General features: G+C 55.9%; 12 protein-coding genes and 2 pseudogenes. 11 read left to right on the top strand and 3 right to left on the bottom strand.

The window, feature by feature from the left end; genetic code table 11:
* Positions 1-559: pseudogene (locus tag HYP802_RS23900) on the top strand (hypothetical protein); the annotation flags it as partial.
* Positions 556-2,091 (top strand): flagellar hook-length control protein FliK, encoded by a 1,536-nt coding sequence (locus HYP802_RS0121945; protein ID WP_013949929.1) that lies wholly within the window; start codon positions 556-558, stop codon positions 2,089-2,091. The pseudogene HYP802_RS23900 and the gene HYP802_RS0121945, both read left to right, overlap by 4 nt.
* A 317-nt stretch (positions 2,092-2,408) precedes the next feature.
* Here HYP802_RS0121945 and HYP802_RS22695 read toward each other — a convergent pair whose 3' ends face one another.
* The 3 genes from HYP802_RS22695 to HYP802_RS0121920 form a co-directional block, all read right to left on the bottom strand.
* Positions 2,409-2,654: a hypothetical protein gene (locus HYP802_RS22695; RefSeq protein ID WP_024276539.1), complete on the bottom strand. Its 246-nt coding sequence runs from the start codon at positions 2,652-2,654 to the stop codon at positions 2,409-2,411.
* Positions 2,655-2,769: 115 nt separating this feature from the next.
* Entirely contained in the window at positions 2,770-3,207 is a 438-nt protein-coding gene (locus tag HYP802_RS0121925) for a molecular chaperone DnaJ (RefSeq protein ID WP_013949926.1), read from the bottom strand.
* An 86-nt stretch (positions 3,208-3,293) separates the two neighbouring features.
* The gene (locus HYP802_RS0121920) at positions 3,294-3,710 is read right to left on the bottom strand and encodes a PilZ domain-containing protein (RefSeq protein ID WP_013949925.1); all 417 of its coding nucleotides are present in this window, start codon (positions 3,708-3,710) and stop codon (positions 3,294-3,296) included.
* A gap of 378 nt (positions 3,711-4,088) precedes the next feature.
* Between HYP802_RS0121920 and HYP802_RS0121915 the strand changes: the two are divergent.
* The 9 genes and pseudogenes from HYP802_RS0121915 to HYP802_RS0121875 form a co-directional block, all read left to right on the top strand.
* A pseudogene (locus HYP802_RS0121915) lies at positions 4,089-4,760 on the top strand (response regulator transcription factor); the annotation flags it as partial.
* Between the two features lie 103 nt (positions 4,761-4,863).
* The gene (locus HYP802_RS0121910; protein WP_013949922.1) at positions 4,864-6,135 is read left to right on the top strand and encodes a flagellar hook protein FlgE; all 1,272 of its coding nucleotides are present in this window, start codon (positions 4,864-4,866) and stop codon (positions 6,133-6,135) included.
* Between the two features lie 29 nt (positions 6,136-6,164).
* Positions 6,165-7,625: a flagellar hook-associated protein FlgK gene (gene flgK, locus HYP802_RS0121905; protein ID WP_024276538.1), complete on the top strand. Its 1,461-nt coding sequence runs from the start codon at positions 6,165-6,167 to the stop codon at positions 7,623-7,625.
* Between the two features lie 5 nt (positions 7,626-7,630).
* Positions 7,631-8,689, top strand: coding sequence for a flagellar hook-associated family protein (locus HYP802_RS0121900; protein ID WP_013949920.1), 1,059 nt, complete (start codon positions 7,631-7,633; stop codon positions 8,687-8,689).
* A 36-nt stretch (positions 8,690-8,725) separates the two neighbouring features.
* The gene (gene flaF, locus HYP802_RS0121895) at positions 8,726-9,070 is read left to right on the top strand and encodes a flagellar biosynthesis regulator FlaF (RefSeq protein ID WP_013949919.1); all 345 of its coding nucleotides are present in this window, start codon (positions 8,726-8,728) and stop codon (positions 9,068-9,070) included.
* On the top strand, positions 9,070-9,486 hold the full coding sequence (gene flbT, locus HYP802_RS0121890; RefSeq protein ID WP_013949918.1) for a flagellar biosynthesis repressor FlbT: 417 nt from the start codon (positions 9,070-9,072) through the stop codon (positions 9,484-9,486). The genes flaF and flbT overlap by 1 nt, the downstream gene beginning before the upstream one ends.
* Positions 9,483-9,893 (top strand): flagellar hook assembly protein FlgD, encoded by a 411-nt coding sequence (gene flgD, locus HYP802_RS0121885; protein ID WP_013949917.1) that lies wholly within the window; start codon positions 9,483-9,485, stop codon positions 9,891-9,893. Before flbT ends, flgD begins: the two co-directional genes overlap by 4 nt.
* Positions 9,890-10,159, top strand: coding sequence for a flagellar biosynthesis protein FliQ (fliQ, locus tag HYP802_RS0121880; RefSeq protein ID WP_024276537.1), 270 nt, complete (start codon positions 9,890-9,892; stop codon positions 10,157-10,159). The genes flgD and fliQ overlap by 4 nt, the downstream gene beginning before the upstream one ends.
* A gap of 272 nt (positions 10,160-10,431) precedes the next feature.
* Entirely contained in the window at positions 10,432-11,541 is a 1,110-nt protein-coding gene (locus HYP802_RS0121875) for a GGDEF domain-containing protein (protein WP_013949915.1), read from the top strand.
* Positions 11,542-11,580 lie beyond the last annotated feature (39 nt).

Here is an 11,580-nt window from a genome sequence, read left to right as displayed (position 1 = left end):
GCAGGAATTCGGCAAGTCGATTTATGCCTGGAAGCTCTTTCGAGAATTTGCGGAAGCAGCCGCCAAGCATGGGGAATTCGATAATCAGGAAAGCATCGATCGCCTCGCCGCCACCTTCGATGACGACGACATGCAGCCAGCGTCCGAGCTGTTCATCGATCTTGCCGGAGAGGGTTTGCTACAGGGACGGCTAAAGCTTGCGAAGGCCGCTGCTGCTAAAGTTCTCGCAACACCGAATGCATCACCAGAGAATAAGGAACGTGCGCGCCTCTACATGGCCGCAGCCGAAGCGCCTTCGAACGATGCGGTAAATGCTATGAAGGCGCTGGATCAGATCACTGTCGATCGGCTGTCGGAGGACGACGCTGAGATCCGGGAAGTGGCGGGATTTATCGCCAAAACAGTAACCGGAACAGGCGTCGCGCCGACTGCTGTCAGAAAGACCGCTCCGCAAGCCGTGGCGCAGGCTCCGGGTGAAAAGAATGCAATGACGGCGCTGAATAAAGCCGACGAGATTTTAAAAGAAGCAGATTCAATGATTACTAGGAGTGGGAAATGACGGCAGCAGTTGGAAGCGCCGCATCTGGCGGAGCCGAAGCTCTCCTGCAATCCGTATCGGGAAAAGCATCGAACGGATATCGCGGTCACCTCAAGCAGACGGATGAGAACGATCCCAAGTCGGAAGGCGCGACCCAGAGCGCGCCGCGCGATGATGTCGATGCTGCTGCGACGCATGTCGATAAGACGCGAAAGACGTCGCAGCGAAAGCATGGCAAGGGCAAATCGGATGACGACGATAGCTCGTTCGAGGATGCTTTCGACAGCGTCGGCCAGGATCAAGCGAAAGAGGCGGTCTCGAAATCAACCAACGGAGCAGGAACATCTCCGGATCTCACGTCGGCGCAGCTGACGCCGAATCAAACGCCAGCGACGAATACCGTTTCCTTGACAACCAACGCCGATACGTCTCAGGCTCCGGTCCGGTCAGCAGCCTTGATGCAGCAGAGAAGCATTCTCGCTCTCATGGATGCAAAAAACAGAATCTTCGCAAATTCCGGCGACCTAAAAGCCGACGATGGGACTGTTAATGTCACCGTCGACCACGACGCCATTCCGCAAGATACAAACGAGCTTGTGCCGGTTGCGATCAATCGACGGGAGACGCATTGGAACTTCAATTCCGACGCCATGACGAGCGTCGCGTCGCAGCTCTCGGCTATGAATACGGATAAGGCTGCGCCATCCGCGGCCGCCGTTCTGGCTCAGACAGTTGCTTCGGTCACCACGGCAAAGGAACAGAAGCCGGACGTCAAATTATCGGGCGACGCGCCGCAGTCCGTAGCGCAGCCGACAATCGCAGCGGCAAATACCGATCAGAATGCGAATGCATCGCTTAACAACGACAGCGGAAACAAGAGCGATACGCAATCTCAGTCGCATACGGAAATAGCTTCAGAGGCGGCCAAGAAGACGGAAAAGCCGGATGCTGCGTCGTCCCTCGACCAGATTTTTGCAACCAGCAAAACGTCCAACGCCATCGCGGCTAACGTCAGCAATCAGGTTCGCGACGGCGTAATCACGAGCTTGGCATCGACTGCGACCGACGCCAGCGCAGCAACATCATCCGTCGACGTGCCGACGCGGGCAACCACAGCGCCCGTTCTGCGCACGCTCGATCTAACGTTGTCGCCGGCGGATCTTGGTTCGGTCAGGCTCCGTCTGAGTCTCAGTTCGAATTCATTGTCGATCGAAGCCGAAGCATCGAAGGCGTCGACAGCCAAGCTTCTCAACGACGATCGGCCGAATCTCGAACGCGGCTTGAAAGATGCAGGCTATGACATCTCAAGTATGAAGATTACGGATACTTCCGCCAGTAGCACCATGAGTTCGAACGGTTGGCAGACGAACGGTTCCCCGTCTCGTGATGGAGATCCATCGCGTTCGGGCTTCATGGGCCGGCAAGATGGCGAGATGCAAAGACGTGATGGATCGCCGTCCGATCAGGCCCAACGTCGCCCCAGAGAATCCACTCAGCAGCCGGCGTCGGCTGAAGTTGCCGGCGTCAGGTCCGGCAACGCAGTCTATATCTAGGACTCGTTAAATGATGCAGCAGCAGGAATTGGCAGGAGCTGGGCTACGTGGTCCATTTCAACTCGCGTCTGATGCCATCGAGGAAGAGCTGGTCGATCGTTGTCCGGGTACGTATGCGCTTGGCTTCGTCGATCATCTTGGGCGCTTCGCGATTACATACGTCGGAAGCGCCGGCGAGGACCTCAAATCAAAATTGAAAGCCCATATCGGAACCGCGACGCAATTCAAGTTCCGCCATTTCGCGGATGAACGTCAGGCCTTCGAAAAAGAATGCGAGATATTTCACAAGTTCATGCCGAACGGAAACATCCTGCACCCTAGCCGACCGCGCGGAACAGATTGGACGTGTCCGAAATGTCGTCGTTAGCCTGACTCGTCGATAGCAGACTGATGACGTCCGCAAGCGCCTGATGATAGCCGGCATGCCAGTAGGCGCATTCGTCGGTGTCGCGATCGAGATGGCGTTGCGCTTCGAGAACTTTTGACCAATTCCCGTCGAGTTGTGCACCCATGCCGGCCATACGCAACTGCAACATCTTAAGGTCGGCGCTCACGTCGTCCATCTTTAACCCCATCGCATTCTCTGCCGGTCGAGGGCCGGCTGCGATGAGACATTACCCGACATTCGTGGGAACATCGCGAAAGAACAATCTCGCATTTTAGATAAGTTCGCGAGGCTCAGTGTTCACTCTTTTTCAACCGCGCAACGTAGCGATCCATGAGATCATTGGCGATCATCATGCGCTGTGTCGCAAGCTCCCTGAGATCGGACTGCACACGATCCGGATGATTTCTAAGTGCAAATTCTCGCCGCAGTGTCGCGATGTCAGCTTCGGAAAAATTTGCGTCGAGTCCAAGTTCAATTAAGATTTTATTCGGATCGAGCAACGGATCTGCGCTGATGCTGCTTTGCTCATCGAAGGCATAGGGATGTTTCGGAGGGACTTGAGAATTTCCCACGCCACCGCGAGAAGCAGCCGCCAAGGCCCACGCCGCCTCTAAACCGTCGATGGAAAGGCGATTGGGGCGTGATACACCGGCGGGCCGATCGTCATGACCGAACAAGCTGTCAATGATCGATTCAAAATCGGACGGAATGGATTCCCGTGATGTCATTCGGACCGCGGTTCGAAGCGAAATGCCGGATCGCGGAACGTTACGAAACGCAGCTTGCAGTACGCTGACGGGTCACGTCCCGCCGATCACGGCCGTCGCGTCGACTTTTGCAGCGTTACGGCTCTGCCGAAAAATTCCCGACCGAGATCTTCAAAGTCGAGTCGTTCATCGACGTTGGGAACCGGATAGAGAAACTCTACGCCCAGATGTTTGTCGCGTAGCCATGTCACTGTGCCATCGAGCATTGTGCCATCGAAGAGCGTTAGCGCGATTCTGTCACCGACGTTCGGGACGATTCCGTCCCCGACGCTAATTTTTGCTCCGGATTCCGATAAGTCGACGAGGTCGCAGATGAGCCGCATGCCGCGAAAGTTTAAAGCGACGTGCTGGCGAGCTATGCGCCGGATGCCGTCGCGCCGCTTGTCGTCGGCCTCGATGCTTTCCGGAATCAGGACCTCGGTCTGAAAGCTGCTCATGAACTTTTCAAACGTGGTCTTACTCATTTACGCACCCAAACTTCAAATCCGCGCATCAGGACGCGCAAACACGCAGCATATAGCCATTAATTCGCAAGCGGATCTTTCTATTCCGGAGAAACGTCCGAATTAAGAAGTCTTTGGTTTACGCAATCGTTTGGAAATAAATTCAAATTTATCGATTTTCCAACGATCGGCAAAAAGGCGAGCGCGTCCCATCTTCCGCCTTCGCAGCCTCAATCGCTGTGATTGCTCGAAGAACAGATGCAGATGCAAAGGGCAAGCGCGGACTTATGATTTGGCGTGGCATTTCCGACCCACGCAATAATGAAATAATTGTTAATAAGTCACGTGAATCACTGTATTTCCTTCTGTGCCAATGATTTGCGGGGCTTGGGGGGCATCATGTTCGTTGTGCTTGACGACCGTTTGACGGTCGCGGGGGGATACGTCGCGTGCTTTGAACGCGAAGGAGTAGCGGCAACTTCAGTTGATCCAAACGAGTTCTCGGAGTGGTTCGAACTCATCAATGATGCCGATATCGCGGTTATCGAGGGCTTTTTGATTGGTGCGGTGACAAACCGGCGCCAGATATCCGCAAGGATCAGAGCACGCAGCCGCGCGCCGCTCATGGGGCTGATCGAAGCGCGGGCGCTGAGTGAAACGCTCGAGCTTTTCTCGCTCGGGTTTGATGATGTCCTCGCGAAGCCCTTTCACGTCCGCGAAGTCTTGGCGCGCAGCGGCGCCATTCGTCGCCGGATGCAGATCGTCGACGAATGTGTCGATGTTGGTGGCATCCGGATTTTCTTCGACGGTCGCGATCCGATCGTGAACGGAGAAGTGCTGCCCCTGCCGCGTCGTGAGCGGCGGATCCTCGAGTGTCTCGTGCTGAGCCGCAACACCCGCATTACGAAGACCCAGATCTTCAATCGCGTGTACGGCATCTTCAATGACGAAATTCATGAGAACGTCATCGAAAGCCACATCAGCCGCCTGCGCAAGCGGCTGAAGCAGAGACTCGGTCACGATCCGATCGATTCCCAGCGTTTCCTCGGCTACCGCTTGAAAGACCTTGCCAGCGATGATGCTGCACAGCCCGCGGAAGCAGCGCAAACCAGTCTCACGCAAGGCCCAGATGCTTCAATTGCGCCGAGCATCATTCGCGACGAGGAGAATGTCGATGGGTCTTTACGGAGTAATGACTACCAGCGTCTCGGGCATGTCTGTCCAGTCTGACCGTATGGGTACGGTTGCGGACAACATCGCAAATATCAACACCACTGGTTACAAAGGCGCATCAACGGAATTTGCAACGCTCATCGCGGAAGGCAGCGTCGCCGAGTATGTGCCGGGTTCCGTTTCGACCATCGCTCGCCGGGCGGTCTCCCAGCAGGGAGACTTCACCTACACGAAGTCGCCGACCGACCTCGCGGTCAGCGGCAACGGGTTCTTTATGGTCGAAAGCGATTCTGGAACGCCCTTCCTGACGCGTGCAGGCAATTTCGTTCCGGACTCCAATGGCGATCTGGTGAACGCTGCAGGGTTCAAGCTGCTCGGCTACAACCTTTTGGACGGCAGCTCGAGTTCCGTCGTAAACAGTGCCGCCGGCCTTCAGGTCGTGAGCACGAGCAGCCTTGGCCTGAAGGCAACGCCTTCGACAAGCGGCAAGTTCGGCGTAAACCTCCCTGCTGACGCGGACATTACTGCCGCGGCCAACCTCCCGGCTGCGAACGCCGCGACGGCGGAATATGCCGGCAAGACCTCGATCGTCACTTACGATAACCTCGGCCATCAAGTGACGCTCGACGTCTATTCCGCGAAAACGGCCGATAACACCTGGCAGATAACCGTATACAACGCGGCCGGCGCGACCAACGGTGGCTTCCCCTACGCTGCGGGATCGCAGTTGACGACGACGAACGTGACGTTCGACGGCACGACTGGCGCATTGACCTCGACGAGCCCGCAAGCGCTGAGCTTCAACATCCCCAATGGCTCAACATTCTCGCTCGACATCAGCAAGATGACACAGCTGGCGGCGAGCTATTCGCCCCAGACCGGCGCCGAAGCACCGAGCGCAAATGGCAGTCCTCCGTCTGCTGTTGACCGTCTTGAGATCAGCGACGAAGGCATCGTGACGGCAGTCTACAAGGACGGTTCACGCGTTGACGCATTCAAGATTCCATTGGCGACCGTCGCGAGCCCAGACAATCTCACGGCGATCTCCGGGAACGTCTACGCCACGAACAAGGAGTCCGGAGATTTGCAGCTCGGCACCGCTAACGAGAGCGGTCGTGGCAAAATCATCTCTGGCGCATTGGAAAGCAGCACCGTCGATCTTGCTTCCGAGCTGACGACGATGGTCCAGGCGCAACGCAACTACACTGCAAACTCGAAAGTGTTTCAGACCGGTACCGAACTCCTGGACGTACTCGTCAACCTCGTTCGGTGACGGAAACATAGGAAATAAAGGCCCAGCTGATGTCGCTTACGCAGAGCACGAGTAATGCGCTTTCAAGCATTTCGACGGTTTCCGAGCAGATTTCTGTCGTCTCACAGAACATCGCGCGCGTAAACAATACGGACGCAAGCAGAAAAGTCGCGAATGTCGTCAGCGGGCCGGGCGGTGGCGTCAGCATCGCGGGCGTGACGAGAACGGCCAACAAGCTGCTTCTCGACACGTACCTCGACGCAAACGCAAGCAGCCAAACGCAATCGGCCGTCAATTCGGCCTTGGATCAGTTACAGAATACGGTGGGCGACACGGACTCGGATACGTCGCCCGCCGCCTTGATGTCGAAGCTAAACACGGCACTTCAGAATTATTCCGCTACCCCTCAGAATAGCGCCGTTGGGGCAACAGTCGTAACCGCCGCACAAGAGCTGGTGACGTCTCTCAACGAAGCTACACAGGCAGTCACTGACGTTAGAAATCAGGCCGATTCCGACATCGCGACGTCGGTCGGCAACATCAACAGCCTTCTTTCGCAGTTCCAAACGCTCAATCAGCAGGTCGTGTCGGCCTCGGGTAGCGGTAGGGACATCACGGACGTCTTGGACGCACGCGATACAGTATTGAAACAGCTGTCGAATGAAATAGGAATTCGGACGGCCACGCGCGACAACGGCGATATGGCCATCTACACGGACAGTGGCGTCACCCTGTTCGACAAAACGGCAAGGTCGGTGACCTTCCAGCAATCTGCGAATCTGTCCGCGAACTCCGTCGGATCGCCAGTTTATGCTGATGGTGTGCCGATTGCGGGCACACCGCACATGATGTCGATCAGCTCCGGCAAGCTTGCTGGTCTCGTTGAAGTCCGCGACAGCATCGCCCCGACCTATCAAAGCCAACTCGATGAAATGGCCCGCGGTCTGATCTCGACGTTTGCCGAGAGCGATCAATCTGGAAGTGGTTTGCCGGATGCAGCCGGATTGTTTACCGACGGCGGCTCCTCATCAGTGCCGACAAGCATCGTTCCAGGTCTAGCAGGCTCGATCAAGATCAACGCAAGCGCCGATCCGACCCAGGGCGGAAACGCCGAGCTCATTCGTGATGGCGGTATTGCCGGCGCGAGCTACACCTACAACAGCGACGGCGGCGCATCTTATACGGACCGCATCCAGCAGCTGATAACGAATCTCGGTTCCACCCAAGCCTTCGATTCCTCGACCCAGATTCATTCGACGGGATCGATGCTCGATTTCGCCAAGTCGTCGGTCTCGTGGCTCGAAGCGCTGCGTCAATCGTCAAGTAACGAGGCGGAATCGCGCCAAACGATTGCTGATCGCGCCGCCACCTCACTGTCGCAAGCCACCGGTGTAAACCTCGACGAGGAAATGACCAATTTGCTCTCGCTAGAGCGAACGTTTCAAGCCTCCTCCCGTCTCATCAGCACCGTCGACAATATGATCTCGACGCTCTTACAGGCAGCGAGCTGACATTCATGATTTCCTCGTCATTCATCTCTTCCGCTTCGATCTCCAATGAAACGCTCAGATCGATAGCCAAGTACCAGCAGCAGCTCGTCGACGCCCAAAAAGAGCTTGCGACGGGCAGGCACGCAGACGTGGGTGTAACCCTGGGTGCGACGACGGGCGTCAGCATCTCGATGCGCCAGGACATGGATCAGATCCAGGCCATCCAAGGTTCAAACAATCTTGTGCTCAACCGTCTCAGCGCGTCGCAATCAGCGCTTGATACGCTGGCGAAGAGCACGTCCAATTTTCTCTCGAGTCTGATCACGGCGCAAACGGCCGCCACGTCTCAGGATACGTTGATCCAATCGGCGAAGGCCGGGATGCAGACGCTTCAGGATCAGCTCAACGCCTCGCTCGACGGCCAGTATCTGTTCGCGGGCATCAATTCCGACGTCCAGCCCATGGAAGACTTTTTTGGAACGCCGCCATCGGCTGGCGCGCAGGCGATCACCGCCGCCTTTACCGCCAAGTTCGGCATGAGTCCGGATGACCCGAACGTCTCCAGTATTTCGCCCAATGATATGAGCGACTTTCTCAACAATGAGTTCGCCAATCTGTTCTCGGATGCAAACTGGTCGAGCACCTGGTCGGCCGCATCGGACAAACCGGTGAGCAGCCGAATCTCTCGGAACCAAATCATCGATACGTCAGTGACAGCCGACAACGGCACATTCCGGTCGTTGGGCGAAGCTTTCGCAATGATTTCCGGCCTCGGCTTTGCAAACCTGAATAGCGGTACGCAGCAGGTAATAATCTCGAAGGCTCGCGACCTCACCGGAGACGTGACGGGCGGCCTCACGCAAGTTCAGTCGGCTCTCGGCGTCACGCAACAGCGCGTTACTGACGCCAACAGTCAGATCGACTCGCAAGTCGATTTTCTAACGAAGTCGATCGACAATCTGGAACAGATCGATCCTGCCGCAGTCACGACGCAGTTGTCGCAGATTTCGACGGCGCTTCAGGCGGCGTATTCGCTGACGAGCCAGCTCAACAAACTCAGTATCCTCGATTACCTGAATAACTAACGACGGCATCCAAGGGCGGATTGCGGAAGGCGAAAGATGTATAAGTTCTCATATGAAGAAACATTAAGCGAGTCCGGCAATCGGCAGCGCGAGAACGAGCGCCTGGCCCTCGAGCAATCCGTGGCCCTATTGAAGACGGCAGAGAAGGCGGGACCGCAGTCGCGCGAAGCCATAGACGCCATCATCTTCTTGAACAGGCTTTGGAGCTTCTTTCTTGAAGATCTCGCGAAACCCGAAAACGGGTTACCGGACGATGTGCGCGCCAAGTTGATCTCAATAGGGATCTGGATGCTCAAAGAAGCCGAGGCGATCAGCAACGGCAAGTCGCGGAATTTCGCGGGCCTTATCGACGTATCAAATGTCATCGCGGAAGGTCTTTGATGGCTGGCGGCCTGAAAATTACCCTGAGAGCCGGTGAACGCATCTTCATCAACGGCGGCGTTCTGCGCGTTGATCGCAAAGTCAGCCTCGAGCTCATGAACGACGTCGTTTTCCTGCTCGAACAACACGTGATGAAGCCGGAAGATACAACGACGCCTCTGCGGCAATTGTATTTCATGATTCAAATGATGCTCATGGATCCGGCGCTCTACATGAAAGCACGGACGATGGCGAGGGAATCGGTATCGAACCTTTCGGCGAGCATCCGCGATCCCAAGATACTTGACGGTCTCAGGGAGGCGGGCGACATGCTCGATGGCGACCGGCCGTTCGATGCTTTGAAGAAAGTGAGAACGCTGCTTCCGTTAGAGGTCGCGGCAAACGCCTCGGAAGAACGCAGCAAGGAGGTCGCATGACCACGGTTCCAGCCACCGGCGGTACGTCGGGTACGCAGACGTCTTCGAGCAGTCAGTCCACAACGACGCTCGACTATAATGATTTTCTTAAGTTGATGGTCGTGCAATTGCAGAATCAGGATCCACTCAATCCGACCGATACGAACGAATTCATGTCGCAGATTGCCCAATTCTCGAATGTCGAGCAGAGCATCAACGCGAATTCGAAGCTCGACCAGCTTCTGGTGAATTCCAATATTTCCCAGGCAAGCACGATGATCGGGCTGGTCATAACGGGAACGGATGGCACGCAGGGCGTGGTTCAGTCGGTCCGTATCGACTCCTCAGGCTCGACCGCGATCCTGACAGACGGAACTCAAGTCCCGATCACCGCAGGCGTATCGATAGGATATCCCATATCGTCATGACAGAAGGTGATGCACTTCAGCTCGTTCAACAGGCTATCTGGTTGACGATTGTGCTCGCTGGCCCAGTTGTGGGTTCCGCAATGGTTATCGGCGTGGGCGTCGCATTTGTTCAAGCGCTCACGCAAATCCAAGAGATGACGCTGACGTTCGTGCCTAAGATAATTGCCGGATTTGTCATACTTCTGCTGACGGGAAGTTATAGCGGAAGTTTGCTGAAAGTATTTACCGAACAGATATTCATGCGAATTGCTGCGGGTTTTAAATAGCGTTTTCTGATCTATCACGTTGCGTAAATGGTAATATAAACAGACTATTTCGAAAATGCGCAAAAAGAGCATTGCGCCAGTAGCCGACTCGTGGTCGGGATGCTGGCGGCATTTATTTGAATAAGTACGCAGCCTAATCATAGCTACGACTTTAGTGCCGTCGGCTTCATTGCCGGGAAGTTCCACTCTTCATTGAGCCTCGCCGCGTCTTTGCCGCCGGGAACACGTCCGATTGGGTTGCGAGTTCCGTCAATTCGAGCCGAGCACGAACCATGAGCACATTTGCACTCCGGCAGCTACCGTCCTCCGCGGCTTTCATGTTGGCAAGCCTTGCGGCCATCGCCTGCACGTTTCTCGTGTGGAACATCTCGATGCGCTCCGAGGGCGATTTAGCATCGCTTCTGAGCTGGTCCGATGTTTCCTGGCAAATAGCCGAGGTCGATGCAAGAGGTCGTATCGTTCGTCTTGGAGCCCATCCTTTCGGACTGGCACTTCTTTTCGGCCTCGTCACGGCCTGCTGCATGAGCTTCGCTTGGGGCGCCTGGAAGTTCATCGATCGCAGGCCTACGCAACGAGAGGCGGACGAGGGCCTCTCGGACCGGCTCGAAAAAGTCGGCAAAGAACTCGACGACGAAATGTCGTCCGTGATGCGCCTCTTGAAGCAGCATCTGGATTTGAGCGGATCTCATTCGGAATCGTTGACGAAAGCTGCTGATGGTCTCGTCTCTTCGACGTCGCCAGATGGTATCCGGGCGATCATCCAGTACCTCATCAGCGAAAACAAAAAGGTGCAGACCGAGGTCAACGAGCTGAACAACCGTCTTCAGCAGTCGCAGCTGCAAATTGATAAGCTACGCGTCAGCCTGAGTGACAGCCATCGATTAGGCATGTTGGACGCTGTGACGTCACTGAAGAACAGGCACTGGCTGGATGTCCATCTTCCTAAAGAAGTGGAAGCGGCGTCGCACGCCAAGGAACCGCTCAGCATCATCATGGCCGACGTCGATCACTTCAAACGCATCAATGACACGTTCGGCCACGCCGTCGGCGACGAGATCCTGCGGCGCTTCGCGGAACTCCTCTCCAAGAATATCAAGGGCAGAGACACGGCGGCCCGGTATGGTGGTGAAGAATTCATCGTCGTTCTGCCCCAAACGCGGCTCGCGGGCGCCAGAAATCTCGGCGAGCAAATGCGCGGTGAACTCGAGTCTAAGAAATGGATGCATCATCGCACGGGGCAGCCAATCGGGAAGGTGACGGCATCGTTCGGCATCGCCGAATTGCGGCAAGGCGAAGAATACGACGATTTCCTTGATCGCGCAGATTCCAAATTGTACGAAGCGAAAGCTGCAGGACGTAATCGTGTTGTCGTCGACGACTAAGTCGGTCGAAAGAGCTTCGCTTTAGACACTGACGGATTA

The organism is Hyphomicrobium sp. 802 (assembly GCF_000526135.1).
GTDB lineage: Bacteria > Pseudomonadota > Alphaproteobacteria > Rhizobiales > Hyphomicrobiaceae > Hyphomicrobium_B.
This window is presented reverse-complemented; position numbering and strand designations above follow the sequence as displayed.

Coding starts and splice junctions, on each gene's coding strand:
- flbT (WP_013949918.1), top strand. CDS start 9,070: ATGGCTGGCGGCCTGAAAATTACCCTGAGAGCCGGTGAACGCATCTTC.
- HYP802_RS0121925 (WP_013949926.1), bottom strand. CDS start 3,207: ATGACATCACGGGAATCCATTCCGTCCGATTTTGAATCGATCATTGAC.
- HYP802_RS0121920 (WP_013949925.1), bottom strand. CDS start 3,710: ATGAGTAAGACCACGTTTGAAAAGTTCATGAGCAGCTTTCAGACCGAG.
- HYP802_RS0121910 (WP_013949922.1), top strand. CDS start 4,864: ATGGGTCTTTACGGAGTAATGACTACCAGCGTCTCGGGCATGTCTGTC.
- HYP802_RS0121875 (WP_013949915.1), top strand. CDS start 10,432: ATGAGCACATTTGCACTCCGGCAGCTACCGTCCTCCGCGGCTTTCATG.
- flgK (WP_024276538.1), top strand. CDS start 6,165: ATGTCGCTTACGCAGAGCACGAGTAATGCGCTTTCAAGCATTTCGACG.
- HYP802_RS0121945 (WP_013949929.1), top strand. CDS start 556: ATGACGGCAGCAGTTGGAAGCGCCGCATCTGGCGGAGCCGAAGCTCTC.
- HYP802_RS22695 (WP_024276539.1), bottom strand. CDS start 2,654: ATGGACGACGTGAGCGCCGACCTTAAGATGTTGCAGTTGCGTATGGCC.
- flaF (WP_013949919.1), top strand. CDS start 8,726: ATGTATAAGTTCTCATATGAAGAAACATTAAGCGAGTCCGGCAATCGG.
- fliQ (WP_024276537.1), top strand. CDS start 9,890: ATGACAGAAGGTGATGCACTTCAGCTCGTTCAACAGGCTATCTGGTTG.
- HYP802_RS0121900 (WP_013949920.1), top strand. CDS start 7,631: ATGATTTCCTCGTCATTCATCTCTTCCGCTTCGATCTCCAATGAAACG.
- flgD (WP_013949917.1), top strand. CDS start 9,483: ATGACCACGGTTCCAGCCACCGGCGGTACGTCGGGTACGCAGACGTCT.